Origin of the sequence: Spirosoma fluviale (genome assembly GCF_900230225.1) — a bacterium.
In the GTDB taxonomy this organism is placed as follows: Bacteria; Bacteroidota; Bacteroidia; order Cytophagales; family Spirosomataceae; genus Spirosoma; species Spirosoma fluviale.
On the sequence record NZ_OCNH01000009.1, the window covers coordinates 59,395 to 84,199 of the forward strand.

Genomic DNA, 24,805 nt, shown 5'->3' on the forward strand with positions numbered 1-24,805 from the left:
AGTACAACTATGAACACGTTGATTCGTGCAGCACTCTTAGTGGTTTTAGGTTGCCAAACCGTTTTATCAGCTAATTTACCGCCTACGTATACAGGTGACCGTAAGGGAGATTCTGTTTATGTGACAACGATGGAAGGTGCCATTAAAGACATCTTCTCCTCTAAAACAGCGAGCGACTATTTAAAGGTTATTAACAGGCTCGAACGGGTTACGACCATGAAGTCGACAGAGTGGATACCCATCTATTGGACGTCCTACGCGTATACGCTGGCATCTTACTCGTTTCCCGATGCAAATACAAAAGACCAATATCTGGAAAAAGCCGAACAGTTGGCCAGGAAATTGAGCTCTATGAATGCTGATAACGATGAAACATCGATTCTGGAGGCTTTTATTGCGCAGTCGAGAATGACCGTCGATCCACAAAATCGGTTTTCCACATACGGGTCGAAGTTCAACGATATGCTTGGTAAAGCCAAAAAGATCAACCCGGATAATCCCCGCGTATACAATCTTCAGGGCCGAAACCTCTATTATACGCCAGAACAGTTTGGAGGAGGTAAGAAAAATGCTTGTCCGGTTATTGATGTAGCGATGAACAAGTACCAGAAATTTGTATCGAAATCGTCGATTCACCCAAGTTGGGGCCGTGATTATACGGAGAAACTTTACGAAGAATGTAAGAAGTAAGCCAATCTCAACTCGATATGAAGTTTTACACTCAGCTTGACGACCAGCTCTACAAGTACGTCATTGCCAACTCTCTGAGAGAGCCCGAAGCTGCGAGACTGCTTCGCGAAGAAGTAGCCGGTATGCGTATGTCGTCGATGCAATCGCCACCCGATCAGTGCCAGTTTCTGTATTTCCTGCTGCAAATGATGCAGGCCAAACGCACGATTGAAATTGGGACATTTGCCGGTTATTTTACGTTGTGGACGGCCTTGGCCTTGCCCGAGCAGGGACGTATCATCGCCTGCGATGTAGAGCCCAATTGGCCGGATGTAGGCCGTAAATACTGGAAGAAAGCTTACGTCGATCATAAAATCGATTTGCGCATTGCACCCGCTCTACAAACCTTGCAGGAGCTGATTGAGCAAAAGCATTTTAACCTGTATGACTTTATTTTTATCGATGCCGATAAAGATAATTACGTCAATTATTACAATCTGGCTTTGCAACTGCTCCGCCCCGGTGGTCTTATTGCTATCGACAATACGTTGTGGAATGGCACGGTCATAAACCCGGCAGTGCAGAGCAGTGACGTTCTGACCATACGAAATTTGAATGAGCATCTGCGCAACGATGACCGCATCCATTTGAGTATGCTAACCATCGGCGACGGCCTGACATTGGTCGTAAAAAAATAAGGGCAAGCCTATCTTTTGCCAGTCGTATGGGCCTAATTGGCTGATTTTCACACTTCTTCAAGTAAAGACAATGAATGCTCTGCTAAAAACACCGCCAGAAGAACAGGGCAGTCCGCTCATCTTCAACATGGAGCCTAGTGCGTTAGCTGGTGTGCCATTTCACACCAATACGGCAAATATCGTTCGGTATTTTTCGAAGCAATTTCCGCTGCACCTGGCTGTGCATGAGGTGTCGCCGGTTCTGTACCCGCCCGCCGATTATACGGCCCCCCATTTGCACGATGATTGCGATGAGATTAACATTATTATCTCTTCCGATGAACTTGTCTATAAAATCGTTCTCGGAGAGGAGGAGTTTACGGTAACCAATAATGCGTGTATCTGGATTCCGGCGGGTCTTCTTCATTCGGCAAATGTGCTGAGTGGCGCTGGATTCTTTGTGGCCGTTCGTCTGGAGAAAGGGCGCTCATAAATCGGGGGCCTTATCGACTTATGAGTGAGGCTGTTGTCGGGTAACTTCTATGGATGTATCAGATTGCCTGCAATGTATTAAAGGCAAGTGACTGGCTTTACCAAACGGAATCAGGCTGCCTGGTAGAGGTCGGGTAAAATAGAGACTATTAACATCAACTTGTGGAAATGGTATGTACGGATTCTTTGTCCGGCTCAACAACTATGCCTGTACCCGTAATTGACAACGCCAACTCGATATGACTATCAACTTCAATACGCAACAAAAGCAAGGCTTTCAGGTAGGACAATTTGAGCTTTTGCAGAACACCAGTGAAGAGTTTATTCCTTATCTATTAGCCGCACTTTCAATCGTGCGCCATCGTCTACACCACGATAACCGCCCGGTTTATTTGTTGACAGATGGAGTAGCTGGCAAGCCATTAGCCAAGGCCAGAAAGACCAGGGCATCATCTGGGGATGCTCCTATACTGGTTCGGGCCGTTCCGTTGCCAATACCTGAAGATGAGACATTGGCGGCATGGCTGACGGTCCTGAACGAGACGGTCACTACGTTTGCCAATTCAGAACCACTGCACTGGAACGCCATTCCGGTCAAAATTCGTCAGCAAGCGATTTGTTTGTCTGTGACGGATTCGTCGGAAACACCCAACGACCTGATCCATGATGAGATTCCTCTGCTCACACAATTTGTACTGAATAAAAAGGAGTGCAGTATCCAGTTTCCAACTCTCAATCGACTTGTCGATCAGGGCGATTTGGCTTTTATATGGTCTTACTGGCATCAACTATACCAGCAAATCTCATTAACGCCGAATCAGTCCATCGGTAACGTGCAGTTAGTCGATATCGAGTGTGGTGAGATTTGTATGGGACAGGGAGACATCCTCCCGTTCGATTTTACGAAAACCATAAACGAATTGTTTGCTGATCAATGCAGGCAGCGTGGCCAACAGACAGCCGTTATTGATATTGATGCTAGCGGACAGGCCCAGGCAAGTTCGTATCAGGCTATACAGGTACTTGCCCAGCAGATAGCCAGCAAATTAGCCATTCCGTTCACCCCTGTACCGGGCATGGGCATTGGCGTTTTCCTGGAACGAAGCCATCGGGTGCCAGCGGCCATATTGGGAATCTGGCAGGCGGGCGAAGTATACGTACCGCTCGAAAGCTCCCTGCCAGATGCTACCCTGGATCAGATTATCAATGATGCCGGTATTAGTATGGTTCTCACCGAGAAAACCTTGCTTCATCGACCGTTTCTTAAAGGTGTTCAGACAATCAACATTGACGATCTGGGGCCGGTAGAAACTAGTTACTCTGCGTATCAGTGCAGTTTAAGCGCTCCGACAGACCTGGCAATGATTTTTTATACGTCCGGATCGACAGGTGTGCCCAAAGGCGTGATGCACTCGCAGATGCACCTCCTCAATCGGTTTAACTGGCTTTGGGAAACGTATCCTTTTCAGGAGGGAGATGTTATGTGCCAACGTACTACCCTGAATTTCATGCCATCAATGTGGGAGTTATTCGGTGGTGTTCTGAACGGAGTGCCAGTCGTGATTATGCCCGATGCAGTTGTTAAAGATCCGGAGGCATTTGCTACGCAATTACAGAAGCAGCAGGTCAGCTGTGTGAATATAGTGCCTTCGCTACTGAAGATGATGCGTGAAGGGTCTGGCGATCTGATGACCAAACTGAGCAGGGTACGCTGGTGGATTACCTGTGGAGAGCCGCTCTCGCCTGATATGCTGCAATGGTTACAAAAAACGTTTCCTCAGGCATTACTGCTCAATGACCACGGCGCTACAGAAGTAAATGGTGTCTTATATTTTGATAGTACGCATCGAACGAATGGTAATTCTATACCGTACTCATTGCCGATTGCGAATGTGACCGTTCATATTCTGGACGACCAAAAACGCAGACTCCCTGCCTATGTTCCCGGAGAACTATACATCAGCGGTAATTGTCTGGCGATAGGTTATTTAGATGAAGCACTGACCCGCCAGAAATTTATTAATTCGCCAACCGGGCAGGTGCTTTTTAAGCTAGGCGACTGGGGATATTTTGACAAAGAGGGACGTATTAGATCACTCGGCCGGATGGATAACGTAGTGAAAGTACGCGGCAACCGGGTTGACCTGGGTGGTGTCGAACAGTTGTTAGTCGAGCTGGAGGATGTTCGGGAATGCGTTGTGCTGGCTGAGAAGAATAGTGAAAATGCAGCTACCATCCTGGCATTCATCGTACCGCAGTCGTCAGCATTGACCGTTGGTGCCATTCGCGAAAAAGCGTTCGATCTGATGCCCGATTTTATGGTTCCCCAGCGGTTCCTGTTGCTAAACGAATTACCCCGCCTGATAAACGGAAAAATCGATCGCGAAACGTTAAGGAACTCTTTCCGAAAACCAGCAGAAGCGCCGGCACCACTTGCCAGCGAAGTTCCATCATTTGACAAACAAATGTACCTGGACTTTTGTCGCGAACAGGCCGCCGAACTACTGGATGTGCCTGGTTCTGAAATTAATTTCCAGAAAAAATTCTACGAAATCGGTTTTAACTCGGCATCGCTGGTAACGTTCACCAATGCGCTCAACAAACGATTTTCTCTTTCTCTGCGTGTTTCAGATTTATATAACTACCCTGTATTCGAGGAGTTTCTCGACTTCGCCCTGAGTTCGAGTAAGCTAATTGCTACGTCTGCGGAAGCAATGGCGAAACCTGAATTTTCAAAAAGTGCAGCCAACACCCCCGAAGAGATTGACTTCTTTTCTGTTCCTCCTTTTCCATCGACAAGCACCCCGGCTCCGGTTTATGTAAGTGAGGTAAGCGACGATCAAATCGAAACCTTACTGGTACAATTTGCCTGCGAGGTGCTGGAAGCAAAACCTGACGAGATTGATCGGCACAAAAAATACTATGCGCTGGGCTTCAACTCGGCATCGCTGGTTAGTTTTCTGACTCGAATCAATGGGCATTTTGGGTTGACCATTTCGGTTGCTGTAATTTATAATAAGCCAACTATCAGTGAGTTAGCCGACTATATCCGGAGTCAGACACCGGGTATGACGTTGCTACCAACAATACCGGTTAATGTGGCAGATTCGTTGCTTCCTCATCTGCCGGCATTGGGTAAAACAGACTCAGGTAGTAGTGATAGTGATCCCTTTGCCTTTTTTTCGCCCGTTGCGCCTGATGTTTCACCAGTAGAAGCTCCTGTGGTCGAAGATGGTGCTGCTGAGCCAATTGCTATTGTTGGCTTATCTGGCAAGTTTCCCTACGCCAGTGATGTGCAGGCATTCTGGAACATGTTGAGCCAGGGGAAAAGCGGGGTAACGCTGGTGCCTGCCAATCGGTGGGATTATCAGGACGTGTTTGATAGCGAGATGAGTACGGAGGGCAAGACCAACAGTAAGTGGGGCGGTTTTGTCGAGAATATCGACCGGTTCGATGCGGCTTTTTTCAACATCTCGCCGATGGAAGCCACACTAATGGACCCTCAACAACGGTTATGCCTCGAAGAAAGCTGGAAAGCCCTGGAGAATGCAGGCTATGATGAAGACAGTCTGCAACAGAAAAAAGTAGGCATTTTCATTGGTATGCGGCCCGGCGATTATCAAAACGCGCTGTCTCAGAACGACGTATCGCCCTCGGCCTATACCCTGATGGGCAATGATCTGGCAATCTTATCGGCCCGGCTTGCCTATTACCTGAATTTGAAAGGACCCGCCATTACGGTGGATACTGCCTGTTCGTCCTCGCTGGTGGCTGTTCACATGGCCATTCAAAGCATTCGGGCGGGCGATTGCGAGATGGCGCTGGCTGGTGGCGTACACCTGATGACGACCCCCAATCTCCATATCACATCGGCAAAAATGAATATGCTGTCGCCCGATGGGCAGTGCAAAACATTTGCCAATTCGGCCGATGGCTTTGTGCCGGGCGAAGGGGTTGGTGTGGTGGTCCTGAAAAAGCTACGAAACGCCCAGTTGGATGGCGACCAGATAAGTGGCATTATTTTGGGGTCGAGTCTGAATCAGGACGGACGAACCAACGGGATCACTGCACCCAGTGGGAGTGCTCAGACGGATCTGCAAACCCAGGTATACCAACGCTTTAACATCGATCCACGTAGCATTTCCTACGTAGAGGCTCATGGCACAGGTACGAAACTGGGCGACCCTATCGAGATACAATCCCTGACCGACTCGTTTCGCCAATGGACCAAAGAATCAGCCTTTTGTCGAATCGGTTCCGTAAAAACCAACATTGGACATGGTGTAGCGGCTGCGGGAGTTGCGGGATTGATGAAGGTACTGATGGCCTTCAAACACAGGCAGATTCCCCCTAGTCTTCACTTCACACAACCGAATGAGAATATTGACTTTTCGAAAACGCCATTCGTTGTCAATACCAGCTTGACGGATTGGGTTAGCGCGGAGAATCCGCTACGTGCCGCTATTAATTCCTTTGGGTTTAGTGGTACCAATGCCCACCTGGTGCTGGAAGCTGCCCCTTTATTACCGGACAACCGGCCACTACTGCCGACGTATCTCTTTCCACTATCGGCCAAGAGTGCTGAAGCCCTCACGCAAAAAATCAAAAACGTACGCGTATGGCTGGCAGAGCAGCAAGCGGATTTACAGCCCAGCGATTTGTCGTATACACTCTGCCGGGCGCACAGCCGATATCCGTATCGGGTTTGCATCGCTGCTGACACAGTAACCGAATTGTCCAGCGCTCTGGATGAAGCAGTAAGGCTGCAAGCGTATGGTAATCGACCAGGTATAGCATCAAAAACAACAACGGATGTGCCGTTTGCGTCGTTTCTGAGCTTCTATGGACAAACGAATAAGGCGGCATATAGGGTACAGATGACCGCAATGGCACAAGCTATTACGGCGGGGGCTACCTATGACTGGTCTGCTTTATTTGCCGGAACAAACTATCGGGTCATTTCGCTGCCAGCCTATCCGTTTGCTCAAACAACCTACTGGGTTGCAAAAAAGGCAGCGGGTAGAACCGTTTCGCAACTGCATATTCGGCAGACTCAGCCGAGCACATTCGATGTTGAGTTCAGTGGACTTGAGTCATTTCTGACACAGCATCGCTATCAGAATCGGGCACTGCTGCCAGGCGTGGCCTATCTGTATCTGATCCGATTGATTGCCCGACGTTTTTTCAGGAACGAGGTGATGCAGATGCGTGACGTCGTCTGGATAGGCCCGTTTTATTACGAAGTAAACCAACCGTTAATTGTCGACTGGGCATCGACACCAGAGAATGGCGCTACCCGCGTTTCTTTTTACCGGGGCAGTCTTACCAGTAGTAATCTGGTATGCCAGGCTCATGTCGAGTATAAGCTGACGGATTCATCGCCCCAGTTGCTCGACATCGATCGTTTTCGAGGAAAGTGCCAGCGGCCTGTTCTCCGGGAAGAAATTTATGGAGCCTATGAAGCCATGCAGATCGGTTACGGCAATTTGTTTCGGCCGCTTCAATTGGCTTACACGGGTTCTGGCGTCGCCTGGGCGGAACTTGAGACGCCTACCAGCGACGACCCATATTACGAAATATACCTCTTGGATGGAGCCTTGCAGAGCGCATTAACCCTTCAGCTGGAGCAGGCATCAGAAACCCCCGACCTGCCATTCTCCATTGGCACTATTTCATTCCATCAGACATTACCCCGTTCCTGCTCCGTATATACCCAGTCGGCAGAGGGTAGTGAGCCACAATCTTATCGCTCGGATTTGACCCTTTGCGACGATGAGGGAACCATATTAATTCATATTCAGGACTTCTGCCAGCGGTCTGCCGATGGCAAAATACCATCAGCTCGGGCTGGAAGCACAGCCCCGCAACCCCATGTTAATGCCAGCGTGGTAGCACTGGAAACGAGTTGGAAACCCGCCATACTGCCTGCTGTTACGGTGCCCAGCGCGGCTACACTGCTGGTGTTCGATGCCGGTCGTCAGCTTTACGATTCCCTGGTTGAGGAGTTGACATTTCGCGGTCTGAATAACCGCATCATTCTGGTGCAGGATGACACTGGCCGCCCTCAGGCTGAACTGCCGGGACTATCTGTATCCATCAAGGCAACAGGCACACCGGAGCGTTATTCACTTGTATGGCAACACCTTCGGGAGCAGGGATTGGCTGATTCAGAACTCTACATTATCTGGAACTGGTCGGGTTTGTTCGGAGATTCATCAGCACCCGAGACGGGTCAAATCAGCCAAACGTATGCCCTGACAGATCTGGTACAGAGTGCCGCCATCATCGGCGTAAAAGCGTTGCGTCTGCTCAACCTTCGCGTTGGAGCAGATGAGCAGATTAATCCGTTCTATGCAGCCTTTAGCGGGTTCGCTAAATCGATTCATAAAGAATACCCGGCTTTTTACTTTACTACTCTTCAGTACATAGCGCTTCCGGGCGAGCGTCCGGCAGTAGGGCAGTCCGTCATTCAGGAACTTTTTGCCCCCGTCCTGCCCGATCAAGTACGATACAGAGGGAATAACCAGCGCCAGGTCAATCAATTGTGCGAACTGGAATGGCCAATGTCAGCTACGTCGCATTCTGTTTTAAGCCAGGGACAGGTGATTTTGATTACCGGAGGAGCGGGCGGTGTGGGACTCGCATTGGCGAGGCAGTTTGGATTACAGTACGGCGCAAAGCTAATCCTGACAGGCCGGTCAGCAATTGATGCTACCCTGCGCGCAAAAATAAAAGCGTTGCAGGACGATGGAATCGACATTACGTACCAGTCGGCCGACATTAGCATCGAAGCCGATGTGCAGCGGTTGCTTGCCGGAATACGAGCCAACTATCAATCCATTCAGGGGATCATTCACGCGGCCGGGCAATTACGGGATGGCTTGTTTCTGACTAAAACCCGGCAGGATTGGGACGATGTAGGGCAGGCAAAAATTCAGGGATTACTGCTTTTAAACCATCTGACGCAGAACGATCCCCTCGATTTTCTGGTAGTTTGTTCCTCGGTGTCGGCCGTGACGGGTAACATCGGGCAAAGTGATTATGCGTACGCCAATGCGTTCATGGATGCTTTTGTGACCTATCGTAATCAGCAGCGCGATCTGGGGCGACTATCGGGCAAGACCTATACCATTAACTGGCCTTTGTGGGAGCAGGGTGGTATGCAACTGACTGATCTTCAGGCTAACCGGATTGCCGACGAATTCGGACTACAGGCAATGCCGGATGAGGTGGGAATGCACATCATTAAGCAACTTCTGCAAACAGATCGGGAGTCGCTGGTGGTGGCGTATGGCGACCCTGCCCTAATCGCAAAACGTGGTCTATTGGGCGAAATATACCGGCAATCCACCCATTTACAGGGGGGGGCTGCTGCCGAACGGAGTACGTTGCCGGCTTCCCCTTTATCGGATACTGCCTCCGTCGATTATCGGGCCGATGTAGAAGCCATTTTTATTCATGAGCTGGCAGATTTGCTGCAAATGTCGGAACGGGACATAGTAAGTAGTCGACCACTCTCGGAGTTGGGTTTAGATTCTATTCTGCTCAATGAGGTATCGCAACGGATTTATAGCCGATTGCAGATTCGCCTTTCGCCGACCATTTTCTTTGAGCACCGCACAGTTAAGGCCATTATTACGTACCTCCTGACTGAACACGCGTCGTCCCTCGAAACTCGATTTGGTAAAGCTAAGTTGCCTATTGAGAGCCCAGCTCCGGTAATTTTGGCTCCAACTGCAAGGCCGCTTACGGTAGCACCAGTGGCACAAGTTCCGGTCAAACCAGAACAGGAAGACGATACCAGAATTGCTATTGTAGGCATCAGTGGCGTATTTCCTGGTTGCCAGGACGTAACGGATTTCTACGAAAAACTGAAAGCTGGCCAGTCGATGTTGACCGAAGTGCCCGCCAGTCGCTGGGCCTGGGAAAGTTACTACGGCGATCCGCTGGCGGATGAACACAAAACAAACGTGACCTACGGTGGATTTATCGAAGGGATCGAAAATTTTGATGCTTCGTTCTTTGGAATTTCTCCCGCCGAAGCCATCCTGATGGACCCGCAACAACGGCTATTTATCGAACATACCTGGAAAGCCATTGAAGATGCGGGTTATGCATTGGATTCGTTTCGGGAGCGGCAAACGGGCGTATTTGTTGGTGCCTTCACGCACGAATACGAGGAAATGATTCTTCGCCGGAACATCCCAACGGATTTCATGCTCTCCACGGGAAATGTGAATGCCATAATCGCCAACCGGGTCTCTAATTATTTTGATTTTAAGGGTCCTAGCGAAGTGGTAGATACGGCCTGCTCGAGTAGTCTTGTCGCCCTGCACCGGGCAATCCAGGCTATCCGCTACGGCGATTGTGATCAGGCTATCGTGGGGGGGGTGAATGCCTTGATTTCGCCGTATGGGTTTATGGCCCCGGCGCAGGCTCGGCTGTTAACCACTGAAGATTCTATTTTCTCATTCGGGGAGCGGGCTAATGGGTATCTACGCGGTGAAGGCGCAGGAGTAGCCATACTGAAGCGATTAACCGATGCCCGGCGTGATGGCGATCATATCTACGGCGTTGTGGCCGGAAGCGCCGTTGCACACAGTGGCCGAAGCTATTCATTAACCGCCCCAAGCTCTGCTGGGCAGGAGGAGGTCATACGCCGTGCCCTGGCCGACGCCCGGCTGGAACCGGACAGCATCAATTACATAGAAGCCCACGGAACCGGCACGACCCTTGGCGATGCGGTCGAACTTAACACCTATAAACGCATTTTTCAGACTGATACAGCCTGCGCTATTTCTACTGCTAAACCCAATATTGGCCATCTCGAAGCTGCGTCTGGCATAACCTCGCTCTTTAAAGTACTTCTGTCGATGCAGCACCAGTTGATTCTGCCGGTTCGCAACTTCACAACCCTACAGGCAGATGTAACACTGGAAAATACTGGTCTGCACATTGTGCAAACGCCGACCAGATGGGAGTCGCTACGTAGTGCGAAAGGGCAGGAACAGCCGCTTCGGGCATCTTTGCACTCGTTTGGTTTTGGGGGTGTAAATGCTCACCTGATTTTGGAAGAAGCCCCCAGCCTGCAATCTGCGGGAGAGTGTCGACTGTCGACCAACCTGTTCGTGTTTTCGGCAAAGGATGCCAGTACGTTACTGACCCTGGTGGAGCAATTTATAGTCTTTGGCGAGAACCACCCGCAGATTAATTTAACGCAAGTAGCCTGCACGCTGCAAATGGGTCGGGAGGCCATGCCTGTCAGGCTGGCCCTGGCAGCCGATACCCTGGATGAGCTGCTTGACACACTTCGCCAATTCAGACAGGATGCCGGTGCTGGTGAGGTTCGAAGAGGAGCCTGTAACATCAACGAAACGAAAAATGCGTCCGTAGAGTCCCTACTCCATGACCAGGCATTTCTGGCCATGCTGCTGGAGCAGGCCGTTTCCCGACAATTGTATCCGCAACTGTTATCGCTTTGGGTGTTGGGAGCCGACTTCGACTGGAATAAGCTTTACGCGACTAAGCCCACCCGCCTGTCGTTGCCAGTGTATCCCTTCAATAAAAAACGGCACTGGATTCTGGATAAGCCGGACCCGCTACGACCCGACGAACCAGCGCCTGAGCCGACGTCGCGAATCGTTGCTGAACAACTGACACCCATCGAGTCTGTTGATAGCCGTGACGAACTGATTCGGGCATGTGCCGAAATTCTTGGGGTTACCGTTCAGGACGTTTGCGAAGAACGAAGCCTGGTTGAGCAGGGCATGACCTCCATTCAGAAGATCCGGTTCAAGTACGAAGTTGAGAATGCGTACGGCATCAATATCAGTATGCCCCAGTTTGGCAATACCCACTCGCTCCGTGACTTACGCGTATTAGTGGCACAATTAGGCGACAGGAAAGAAAGCCTTGCAGATTGATTAATCTCCCTCTTGTAACGACGACTATGGCAATGGACCAGCATTATCCGATTATTCGTGTTTCAACGTCCCAGAAAAACCAGGTTTTCCCACTGACGGACATGCAGGAGTCATTCCTGGTCGGGAAATACTGGGGCGAGACCTATGACAAGGTGGGTTGCCATGCTTACTTTGAAATAAAGATAGATCGACTGCATGTTGAACGGTTGAGCCAATCCTGGAACGTATTGGTTCAGCATCACGATATGCTCCGGGCCGTGGTAGAAGCCGACGGTACGCAAACGGTTCGGGAGCAGGCACCCACCTGTGTATTCCCTACCTACGACTTCAGGCAAGCGACCAGCGAAGAAAAGGCGTTGCACCAGACGGCGATACGTCGGGAAATGTCGCATAAAATTTACGAGTGTGGAGAGTTTCCTCTTTACGACATCCGCATTACGCGCTTAGACAATTCCCATGCCCTGATTCACGTCAGCATCGACGAGTGGATTGTGGATGCATTCAGTATTAAACTGCTGCTGCACCAGTGGAAGCAATTGTATGAATGCCGTATTCAGGAGCTGCCACCTTTGACCGTATCCTTTCGCGATTTTGTTGTGGCCACCCGTGACTTCGAAAAAACGAACCGGTTTCAGACACATCGCCGGTACTGGCTTGGGAAATTAACCGCCCCCTACTTTGCTGATAACCTCCTGGATTTGCCCAAAAACCGACCGGAGGGTCAATCATTTTTCACGCGCAGAGCGCTGGAATATACCCTGCCAGCGGCTGAGTGGGAGGTCATCAAACAGCGGGCGCAACGGCTTAATGTCTCACCCACGGCTGTTTTGCTGGTTGCCTTTACGGAGGTCCTGGGGAAATTAACCAGCAGCCATCACTTCGGAATTATTACTACGTATTATAACCGATTACCCTTACACCCTCAACTCAACGACGTACTTGGCCCCTTCGTGTCAACCAGCATCCACTGCGTTGACAAGGAACCGTCGGTCGCTTTTGCCGAAAAAATTGTTCGTTGTCAGAACCAGCTATGGGAAGACATCGAACACAGTCAATACAGTGGAATTACGGCTGTTCGGGAATTGAAAACGCAACGGGCCATTCCCAAAGAGGCTTCTATTCCGGTGGTTTTCACGAGTATGGTGGGCAACCTGAACACCTACGAAGCCGATAACTGGTTCGATACGCTAAACTATTCCATTACACAAACGCCACAGGTTTACCTGGACAATCAATTACTGGAGCGAAACGGTAGCCTTCATGTCCGCTGGGACGTAGTGGGCGAAGCATTCCCGGAGCAGCAACCCGAACCGTATTTCAGGGCATTCTGTGAGCAAATTCAGTATCTGGCTCGCCCAGATGTATCATGGGAACAGATAACCCAACCGCAGCCAGTCGATCCGTTACCGATGACTACGTTACAGCAGACAATTCTGTTTAATCACCTGGCTGGTTCGCTGCCCAATAACAACTGCAGCATTTACCAGGAGTTTGACGTAGCGGGCATTGACGTGCGTGAACTCAATCGAGCCTGGAACGAGCTGATTCTGCATCACGAGAGTCTACGTTCGGTCGTAACCTGCGAAGGAACACAAACCATTCTGACTGACGTACCAGCCTATCACATCGTGGTACAGGACCAAGCGCGTGAATCGCCCGAACTACGTCGGAAGCTAATGCTCGCCAAGGAATTTGATCCACTTTCCTGGCCCTTGTTCGACCTGAAAATAACCCAGCTGCATGACCAACGGCTTCGGCTGCACCTGCACCTTAGTGTGCTTATTGCGGATGGGAAGAGCCTCTTTACGGTATACCGGCAGCTATTCCAGCGTAGTCTTGAACCGAACTATCCGCTGCCTGCCATTGATTACAAATCGGTTCGAATGGCAATTTCAGCGTCCACCAGTCTGGACGATCAGCACTACTGGGAAAGTCGATATCGGCATCTTCCTGCTGCTCCCGTTTTTAATCATTCGGTCGCCCCAGGCGCTGCCGGGAGCATTCAAAAAAATCGGCTCAGTCGGGTAATTTCGGGTTGGGGTCAATTGCAGAATCTTGCTGCGAATCAGCAAATTGACCCCAATGTGCTCCTATTAACGGCTTATGCTGAGACGCTTCGCCAGTATAGTAACGACAAGGAGGCATTCGCCCTGTCGTGGGTTCACTGGGATCGCCCAACGGATCGAGTACCACAGGCCGAGCAAGTGGTTGGTGAGTTTACGTCTATTACTGGGGTCAGTTTTCCCGCCGATCAACCTGTTCGTGTTCAGGACTATCAGGATCTTCTGGTGCAGGACTATCGTCATGGACTAGGCGGAAGCATTGGCGTCCTGAACAAGGCGCTACTTGCCACGGGTCGGCAAACGGGTGTCGTGTTCACGAGTTTGATGGACGCGAATGATCTTCCTGAATCGGTGGAAATCGGGTATGGCGTTTCATTTACACCGGGTGTCATTCTGGATAATATCACGTTTGTTGAGGGCGATCGGCTCCACTTGAACTGGGATTATAAAACGGCTTTCTGGCAGGAACTTCCCATCGAGGCTATGTTCAACGCCTATTGTACATCTCTCGAAAACCTGCTCCTGCAACCTGCTGCTGAGGAGTATTCTGAAACTTCCCCGGATTTTTCTATGACACAACATGATCATGCAGACGGATTCCGATGCCTCCATCATCTCTTTGAAGCCCAGGTTCGGGAAACACCTCAGGCTATTGCGCTGACCTTCGAATCACAACAGATAACCTACGATGAGCTGAACAGCCGCGCCAATCAACTTGCTCATTATCTGATTGGGAAGGGCGTTGGACCAGACGTATTGGTCGGGCTATTTCTCGACCGCTCCGTCGATATGCTGGTTAGTATTCTTGGCGTACTGAAAGCGGGCGGGGCCTATGTGCCAATGGACGTAACGTACCCAACGGATCGGCTGCAAACTATCGTCGAAGATGCCGAGGTGTCCTTTCTGCTGTCGCAAACAGCACTAACCAATAAACTGCCGGTACAGCAACGTACTCCAGTCATTTTTGTTGATGGCCAGTGGGATGATATTCGCCCGTATGCTATCACTAACCCGAGGGTAGCTGTCCGCCCCGACCACGTAGCGTACGTCATTTATACGTCTGGATCGACAGGAAAACCCAAAGGGGTGATGGTCTGTCATTACAACGTAGACCGGTTGTTTACAACATCGGAGCCATTGTTTGGTTTTGGCCGCACCGACGTCTGGACGCTGTTTCATTCCTATGCTTTCGACTTCTCAGTTTGGGAGATTTGGGGTGCGTTACTGTATGGTGGCCGTCTGGTGATTGTGCCCTACAAGGTTTCGCGCTCCTTCGACGCCTTTTATCAGTTGGTCTGCCTGGAACGGGTAACGGTATTGAATCAGACGCCAACGGCCTTCCGGCAATTTATTCAGATCGACCTGCAACAGCCAAACCGCACAAATGCGTTACGCTACGTCATTTTTGGCGGTGAGGCACTGGAGTTTCATATTTTGAAGAACTGGTTTGCCAAGTATGGCGATCAGCAGCCGACGCTGGTCAACATGTACGGTATTACGGAAACGACCGTTCACGTTACCTACAAACCGATTCGCATGAATGACCTGACTTATCAGGCCAGTAACATCGGAATCCCACTGCCTGATTTACAGGTATATATATTGAATGAGAGCAAGGTACAGGTGCCCGATGGCGAAACGGGAGAACTTTATGTGGGTGGTCTGGGCGTAACACGAGGCTATCTCAAACGGCCAGAATTAACCGAAGAGCGTTTTATTCTGAATCCGTTGGTGCCCGGCGCTTCCGGGCGACTTTACAAATCGGGTGATCTGGGCCGTAAGTTGCCCAACGGTGAAATTGAATACATTGGCCGGTCCGATTTTCAGGTGAAAGTTCGGGGCTTCCGGATCGAATTAGGCGAGATCGAAAACGCCATTGTCGGCTATGAAGGCGTCAGCGATTGCATCGTGGTCGTGCAGGATCGGCAGACAGACGACCCCAAAATTGTTGCCTATCTGATCGTGAAGCCGGGTTATCGGTTAGAGGCAAAAGCGATCAAAGCGGCTATCCGTCATTTTCTGCCGGTCTACATGGTTCCGAACGTGATGAAGCAGATCGACTTGTTTCCACTCACCGATCATGGGAAGATCAACATGAAAGCCCTGCCCTGGCCGGTTAGCTCCGACGAGATCCTGGAAATGGTCGCAACGTCATCAACCGGCACGGTTCAATCGCAAGAAACGGTTCAGTGGGAAGCTGAACTGACGGCACTGATAAAGCGTCGTCTCAATGTACAAACGCTGGCACCCGATGATGATTTCTTCGAGTTGGGCTGTACCTCGTTGACAATCATCCAGTTGGCAAAAGAAATTGAGAAACTGACGTCGGTGAAAATACCAATGGAAGTTTTTCTGGAAAACGCTACGCTGTCCGGGCTGACTCACTACCTGACTAGCCGGAAAGACGTAGCGCCCGCTAAAGAACTGGTTTCGACGTCTTCAATACCCGCATCAACTTCCCAAACGGGTAAGCCGACTCGCTCATCAGACGAGATCAAGGCGCTGGTGCTGTCTACGTTCTGCCAGGCCCTCAATGTACCAACGCTGGACCTTACGACTGATATTTTCGATGCCGGGGCAACCTCGCTTACGATCGTCAATATTGCCCGAAAACTATCGGCTTCGTTGAATCAGAAGTTTCCGATGGACGTATTGCTGGATAACCCAACGATAGCGGGCATTCTGAATCACATTCAACAAACTCAATCGGTACAGTCTGACAGCCAGGGCGCTGCTAAAAACAGCACTAAGGAAACGGCGTCTACGTTGTCCGGCTATTCCGCTCAGCCACTGTCAAAAACGAAACTTGCTGACTTGTTGAATCTGCTTAGCTGTCAGCAAACAGAAGATGGGCAGACGTACCAGTATGCATCTGCCGGGGGGAGCTATGCCGTAAAAAGTTACCTCTATATTCGGGAAGCGGCTGTTGAGGACATATCGGCGGGATGGTATGAATACGATCCTGCCGAACACGTGCTGTATCAGTTAAGCGAAGGAAACAGCAATGCCTGGCCTCAACGGATACCGGAGGACTATCAGTCTATATTTCCTCAGGCGGCATTCATCATGGTACTCGCGGCAGATTTGCGAATGCTGAAATCCATCTACGGAGACGCCTGCATAGCCCTGGCTTCTGTGGAGGCTGGATATATGCTGCAACTGCTGCAAAAAGAAGTCAAAGGCATCGGTCTGCACGAAGCACAACTGTCGGTTTTTGCAGACGATTTAACCCGAGAAATCGGACTTTCCGGCGATCATCAGGTCATAACCAGCCTGCTAGGCTTCGACGTATCGACCTACGAGCAAATTCGACCCACGCTGACGTCCATTTCGGATGTCGTAAGGCTCAGTGATCGTATCGTGCCGGAGCGCTTACGCCGTCAAGCTATTTCTAATACGGACTTCCGTTATCTGTCGGACCAGGAAAAACAGGCACTTGTTAAGCACTATCAGGCAACCGTTCGCCAGGAGCGGGCGAACAAGACGAAGATAAAACTGGCTGGAGAATCCTATTCGCCGGAGCGGTATTACCACCGTCGGTCGAAGCGGCAGTTCACTAAAACTCCGCTTGCTCCCGAGCAGTTGGTCCAGTGGCTGCAAACACTGCCAGTCAGTTTACTACGTCGAATCAATCTCTACATCTACCTCAAGCCACAAGCTGTTTCTGGTATGCAGGAAGGTTATTATACGTATCAGATTGGCCGGCAGGAACTGACTCAACTACCCGCACGGGCATCCAAAGACCTTAAAACGATTCATAACCCGTTTAATCGGAGTCATTACGAAAAGGCATCGTTTTCGCTGTTTCTGGTGGCTGATGAGGCTGCGTACCGATCTCAGTTTAACGACTTTGGCGCAGTAAGGGCCGCGCTCGACGGAGGACGAATCGGCCAGTGTCTGATGGATAATCAGGCAAGGTTCGGCATCGGTGTTTGCCCCATTGGTGGCGTGTATGCCGACGTTATTCATCATGATCTGCAACTCAGGGACTCCGCCCGGCTGATCCACAGTTTTGTGGGTGGTGGCTATACGTACAGGCTGGCTGCTCAACCAAAAGAGCCTTCAGCGACGTTGCCGAGCGGAACGAAGTCAACAGATGTGGCTGTGATTGGTCTGGGGTTGCGATTTCCTGGAGCCAGCACGCCCGATGAATTATGGGCGATACTGGAACGGGGCGGCTGCACAACGACATGTGATGCTGTGCATCGTCAGGAACTGACAGGCACTGAGCCGGGGGTTTACTCGACGGTTGCCGGTTATCTCAATCATATTGACCGGTTCGATAATTACCTCTTCAAAATAGCACCAACCGAAGCCCGTACCATCGATCCACAAGAACGACTTCTGCTGGAGGTGACCTGGGAATGTCTGGAAAATGCAGGGTACCGGGCCGCTGATTTAGAGACAAACGGAAAGCGGGTGGGCGTGTTCACCGGTGTCATGTGGAATGATTATCAGCATGTGGGACTTGAAAACTGGCAACAGACGCAGGTGGCTCAAGTGCCTGCCTTACCGGCATCGCTGGCGAATCGAATCTCTTATTTTTTCAATTTTACCGGGCCCAGCGTCGTTGTCAATACCTCCTGCTCGGCGTCCTTAACCGCCCTGCATCTGGCCCAGGAGAGCCTACGTCGGGGCGAATGCGATTTTGCTCTTGTGTCGGGTGTCAACCTGATCGGCCATACGTATCACCAGTCGGCTCTGTGTACAAATTCGATTCTATCACGAACCGGGCAGAGCCATGCTTTCTCCGAAGAAGCCGATGGTCTCGTTATTGGCGAGGGTGCCGGGGTAATTCTGTTACGTCGGGCAGAAGACGCTACCAAACAGCAGGATCACATCTGGGGACTTATTAAGGCAACCTCGATTGGGCATACCGGCAAAACGCCCCGCTTCGGCATGAGCAGCCTTGACGGACTGGCCAAGTCGCTCCTGTATGCATTACAAAACGCCCAGATAGACCCGAATTCGATTAACTACGTCGAGGCTGCGGCTACGGGTGCCAGCATTGCCGATGCCACCGAAGTCCGTGCGATTCAGCAGGTTTTTACTGAGTTAAATCGCAAGGGCACTTGTGCTATCGGTTCTGTTAAACCAAATCTGGGTCATTTAGAAGCAGCATCGGGCCTGTCTCAGCTAATAAAAGTATTGCTACAACTCCAGAAAGGTTACCTGACGCCATCGCTGGTCAGGCATCCAGTCAATCCAATGCTCGATCTGGATGAGTCCGATCTGGTCATCAACGAAGCGCTGACACCCTGGCAACCGACAACGGGTGCCGAGCGTCGCCGGGCCCTGATAAATTCGATTGGGTCCACAGGTTCGGTGGCGCATGTACTTGTCGAAGAGGCTCCGGCCTTATCTGCCTGCGCACCCGAAACAGCGGGCCCGTATGCATTCGTACTATCGGCTGCCAGCCAGAACCAACTGGTGCAGTACGCTCGAAAATACATCGACTGGATAACCGAAAATCCAACCTGCTCGCTCGCCAGCGTAGTGGAATTGCTTGCCAATGGTCGCGAAGTCTTTGCGGAACGTCTGGCGATTATATGCCATAAGCCAGCAGATTTACGGGCAAAACTTGAAGCATTTAGTGTCAATAGTCCGGCTGTAGATGTATTCACCGGACGCGCTGCGTCGTTGTCCAGTGAACCTCTTCTGGTCGACCGGATGGCCGCTGAAACCGTTGCTAACGCATGGATTCAAGGGCAATCGATTGGGTATAAGCCGGAACGGTCTACCCGGAAAATACCACTGCCAACCTACCCGTTTGAGCAGAATGCCTTCTGGTTATCAACGGACAAAGCCAAGTCGCTCTTCAGAGCGCCGGTATCAAACGTTTCGGAACCGGCCAACAAGCCTGTACCAACTGAGTCGACGGATGGTATTCTGGTACAACTGGGTAACTATCTGCGAACCCAATTCGCTGACGTGACCGGCTGCTCGTCAGATCGGCTTACGCTGCAAACCACGTTCGATGAAGTAGGATTGAACTCCATGATGATTGTTGCCCTCAATGAGCAACTAAACAACGACTTGGGGAGCTTACCTAAAACGCTGTTTTTTGAATGCCGGAATCTGGACGAAACCGCCCGTCGGATTGTTGACCATCAGCCCGCCAACTTACCTACTTACTTCGGCAGGAACGTAACGGCGCTACCAGACGAGCTTCAGCCAGTTGCCGAGCCGCTTTTCGTAACTACCGACAAAACTACCGACACGGATGCTATCGTGATCGTTGGCTTACACGCCCGGATGCCACAGGCCGATTCGGTAGATGAATATTGGAATAACCTCGCCACTGGAACTGACTGTATTACGGAAATTCCGGCCGAGCGTTGGGCGTACCAGCCGTATTTTAATCCTGATCGCCATCATAAGGGAACAATTTATTCTAAATGGGGCGGATTTATCCGTGATGCCGATCGTTTTGATCCCTTGTTTTTTGGCATCTCACCCGCAGAAGCTGAACTGCTTGACCCGCAGGAGCGTCTTTTTCTGCAAGGATCGTATGCCGCTCTGGAAGATGCCGGGTACACTAAAGAAAGCCTGCATAAAGAGTTTGGCGGACGCGTTGGGGTATACGTTGGCGTGATGTATAGCGAATACCAACAGCTGGGTGTCGAGCAGATGGAACGCGGAAACCCGGTTTCGCTGGGGTCCAGTTCCGGGTCAATTGCCAGCCGGGTATCGCATTGGTTCGACTTTAATGGGCCGAGCATGGCGGTTGATACAATGTGTTCATCATCCCTAACGGCATTGGACCTCGCAGTTGATGCCATTACCAATGGCAAGTGTGAAATGGCCATTGTTGGCGGCATTAACCTATCTCTCCATCCGCATAAGTACCTCATGCATGCCCAGATGAAGATGGTTTCTGCCGAAGGGAAGTGCAAAAGTTTCAGTAATCAGGGCGATGGGTTTGTGGCCGGAGAAGGCGTAGGGGTCGTTATCCTGACGAAGAAATCACGGGCTATTGAGCACCATGATTCTATTTACGGCATCATCAGAGCGGTTCACATCAATCACGATGGTAAAACAAATGGCTACACGGTTCCCAACCCAAATGCTCAGACAGCACTGATTCAGGAAGCGCTACGTAAGGCTGATGTTCATCCACGTACCATCAGCTATATCGAAGCCCACGGCACCGGCACCTCGCTGGGCGATCCAATTGAAATTACGGGTCTGACCAGAGCATTTGCCGCTCAAACGTCCGACAGGCAGTTCTGCGCTATCGGTTCGGCCAAATCGAACATTGGGCATCTGGAAGCAGCTTCGGGCATTGCGGGTCTGATCAAAGTATGTTTACAGCTGAAATACCGGTGCCTGGTGCCGTCTATTCATGCCGCCGAACTGAACACGAACATTGAATTTAACAATACGCCTTTTGTTGTACAGCGTCAGCTGAGCGAATGGAAACGGCCGGTTTTGCCAGATGAGCATGGGCAACTGACCGAGCATCCACGTCGGGCGGGCATCAGTTCATTCGGAGCGGGAGGAGTGAACGCCCATGTAATCATTGAGGAGTATGAATCGAATGCGAGCCAACCACCGTTCGCAGAGAACCGCCCCCAGCTGTTTATCTTCTCGGCTAAAAATCAGTCAGTTCTCCGGCAACTTCTGCTCAACGCACAATCATCTCTGGAGAGGAGAGGAGTGGGTCCGAAAATCCAAAGAAATGCGCGCCTTTCGACAGAATTGAAAACACTTTTTTGGGATGAATTCAAGATTGATGTTGTCGATACAGCTCTGTCGCTAAGCGATCTGGAATTCAATCGGGGTATGCTGCTTCGGTTGGCGGATTTACTGTCGGCCCGGTTCGGACGTAATTTATCAGAATCGTTCTTTGCTACAACCCCGTCTTTCGACGACCTACTGATTTATATCGATCAGGCCAGTAGCTCCACAACATCACTGCTACCAACTGATGCGTTGCCCTCCGCCGGTGATGTAGCCTACAGCCTTCAAATTGGGCGTGAGCATCAGCCCGAACGAATAGCGATTATTGCGGAAACGCTGGACGAATTATACCGCCAGTTGCAGGCATACGTAGCGGGCGAATTGTCGGAACGCCTGTTTACCAGCGGAACAAATTTTGCCGCATCAGATGCCAACCCGGCGCAGATTGCTAGCTGGTGGACGCAAAATAACCTTCGGGCTTTAGCTGAAACCTGGGTTCGTGGTGGCACCATCGACTGGGTGCAACTCCGCCGGGCGGATAGCAACCAAAAGGTCTCGCTGCCAACCTATCCCTTTGAGCGGCAACGGTACTGGGTGCCGGAAGCTATCGGCGCATTGGTTCCTAACGCTCCGGAACATAAAGTCAATACGCAGGTGCCAATCCTACCAACGGCTACCGCTGACTCGATGCCCCCGTCACCTGCCCCACTATCAGGCCCCGACTTTCGACCGCGGATACTAAGCCAGCTCATCAATACGGCATCCGCCATAGTGAAAGTGCCAACGGCTGCTTTTTCTGCGGCTGCTAACTGGAATGATGTTGGGTTTGACTCGATTAAACTGGAAGAACTGACTCGGCTGCTCAAGCCCGTATTCGGCATTGACCTGCCCGTTAACGTCTTCTACGAACACCTCACTGCCTCGAAACTAACCGATTATTTACTTAGCGAACATATCGACCGGCTGAATGCAACGTCTGTTAACAAAACATCGGCAACTCAGCCGGTCAAGCCTACGTTTGTCGAAAAACCAGAACCCGTATCAGTCAGTACGGAGCCGGGAGCAATGTCAATGCCCATCGCTGTTATCGGCTTGCACGCCATGCTGCCGGGTTGCGCAGGTCAGGATGATTTCTGGAGCCGATTGACCACTGGTCAGCCTGTGCTTTCTGAGATACCGGCCGAACGCTGGGACTGGCACACTGTCTACGGCAATCCGTTGACAGATCCTGGTAAGACGGGCATTAAGTGGGGCGGATTTATTGACGGTGTCGACCAGTTCGACCCGCTGTTCTTCGGCATATCGCCCGCCGAAGCCGAGATTATGGACCCGCAGCAACGGCTGTTGCTGGAGTGTGCCTGGAAAGCCTGGGAACATGCAGGTTACGTTCCCGCCGACCTCAGCAATACCAGCATTGGGGTTTATATCGGAGCCAGTTCGGGCGAATATGAGCAGGTGTTGCAGCAAAGTGGTATTCCGGTCGATGCGTATCATGCCCTGAGCCGGTCGAGAGCCATGCTGGCGAATCGTATTTCGCACTTACTGAATTTAGGCGGGCCCAGCCTGTCGGTCGATACGGCCTGTTCCAGTACGTTGGTGGCTCTTCATCAGGCCGTGCAGGCTATTCGGGCGGGCGAATGCCAGATGGCCATGATTGGTGGCGTCAATTTGCTGCTCACGCCAACGACACTAATTAGTTACGACAAAGCCGAGATGCTTAGTTCGGACGGAATTATCCGAACTTTCGATACCGACGCTAACGGCTACATACCGAGCGAAGGCGTGGGTGCTTTTGTCCTGAAACCCCTCGATCAGGCGGTTCGGGATGGCGACACCGTTCATGCTGTTGTGCGTGGAACGGGCATTGCACACGGAGGCAGGAGTATGCGGTTAACGGCTCCCAACCCAATCGGTCATCGGGAGGCCATTCGCTCAGCTCTGCGGAGTGCAGCCATTGATCCCGCAACAGTAAGTTACGTCGAAGCGCATGGGGTAGCCGCAACCGTGTCGGACGCTGTTGAAGTCAATATGTTTGTCGATATGTATGGGCAGGCTGATGGACCAGCAGGCTACATCGGCTCACTGAAACCCGTTATGGGTCATCTGGAGTGTGCATCGGGCGTGGCGGCTTTGCTGAAACTTATCCTGGCGTTTCGAAACAAGACGCTGCCCGGCAATCAACAGCTATCGACACTGAATCAGAACATTCAATTGACAGGATCGCGATTCAGTATTTCCGAACACACTATCGAGTGGGCAGCCAGCCCTGTTAATCCGGTTCGGCGGGCAGGGATTCATTCGTTCGGGGCGGGCGGAACGGTGGCTCATATTATTCTGGAGGAACCGCCCGTCAAACCGCAACTACCCGTCGATAGGGAGGAGGAAGTCATTATACCCATCTCGGCTAAAAACGAGAAAACGCTCCGTCGATACGTAGCCGATCTGGCAACTTACCTCGATCAACAGCCCGGCAGTACGTTAGCGGACATTGGCTATACATTCCAGGTTGGACGAATGCCTATGCCAGTCCGGGTGGCCTTCGTTGCCCGTACTGTGGCCGATTTACACGCCTTACTACAGCAGTGGCAAAAGACAGACGGGCTGGTTTCGGCCGGAAAAATTGCCTGTTACGATACCTCGAAAGGGGTTGATGGACTACTCTCCGATGACGCTGTGACCAATGAGCTTCTGCTACGTTCAGCCCTGGATTCTCGTAATCCAACGCTTCTGGCTACGCTCTGGACACGGGGATTGACGATTGACTGGAGTCTCTACTCGGGCAGCAGAAACCACCGGATTGCACTCCCGACCTATCCTTTCGATAAGCAGTCCTGCTGGTGTGTGCCGTTTGGCAAAACAGCGAGTCTGTCTGTTGAGCCAGTGGTGCAAAAACCGGCGATTGCAACGGTAACCAGCCCAACAGATCCTGTATCGGACGAAGTGCTGACAACCCTGACCAGCTTATTGAAACTGCCGGATAGTGGTGTGCTCCTGAATCGGCCATTAAATGATTTTGGCTGGGACTCAATCAGTATCACCCGCTTTCGCTTCGCTCTGAACGAAAAATTCGGGATTGCGCTACGTTCGCAGGAACTGTCGGCCTGCGCCACGGCCAATGAGTTATTGGCTTGCGTCCGTGCGTCGGTAGACGATCGGGCACCTCAGGAACACCTGACCACTCTGCCAATTCCGATGCAGTTACCAGACAAACCAATGGATACCGAAGACTGGTTGAAATCGCTCTCCGAAACAGAGTTAAACCTATTATTCGGACAACTCAACGACTATCAGTCTTAAC

Annotated in this window: 5 protein-coding genes; all 5 read left to right on the plus strand. The window is 51.2% G+C overall.

Annotation, left to right across the window (positions count from 1 at the left end; all coding sequences use genetic code 11):
• Positions 1 to 9 precede the first annotated feature (9 nt).
• The 5 genes from CRO74_RS29615 to CRO74_RS29635 all read left to right on the plus strand — a co-directional run bounded on the left by CRO74_RS29615 (position 10) and on the right by CRO74_RS29635 (position 24,804).
• Positions 10 to 690, plus strand: coding sequence for a hypothetical protein (locus CRO74_RS29615; RefSeq protein ID WP_144036002.1), 681 nt, complete (start codon positions 10 to 12; stop codon positions 688 to 690).
• A gap of 17 nt (positions 691 to 707) precedes the next feature.
• Entirely contained in the window at positions 708 to 1,367 is a 660-nt protein-coding gene (locus CRO74_RS29620) for a class I SAM-dependent methyltransferase (RefSeq protein ID WP_097131652.1), read from the plus strand.
• Positions 1,368 to 1,437: 70 nt separating this feature from the next.
• On the plus strand, positions 1,438 to 1,839 hold the full coding sequence (locus CRO74_RS29625; protein ID WP_097131654.1) for a hypothetical protein: 402 nt from the start codon (positions 1,438 to 1,440) through the stop codon (positions 1,837 to 1,839).
• A 238-nt stretch (positions 1,840 to 2,077) separates the two neighbouring features.
• Complete coding sequence (locus CRO74_RS29630) at positions 2,078 to 11,761, plus strand: SDR family NAD(P)-dependent oxidoreductase (RefSeq protein ID WP_097131656.1); 9,684 nt, start codon at positions 2,078 to 2,080, stop codon at positions 11,759 to 11,761.
• Positions 11,762 to 11,793: 32 nt separating this feature from the next.
• Positions 11,794 to 24,804 carry a non-ribosomal peptide synthetase gene (locus CRO74_RS29635; RefSeq protein ID WP_179830341.1) on the plus strand — a complete coding sequence of 4,337 codons (13,011 nt, stop codon included), beginning with the start codon at positions 11,794 to 11,796 and terminating at the stop codon, positions 24,802 to 24,804.
• Position 24,805 lies beyond the last annotated feature (1 nt).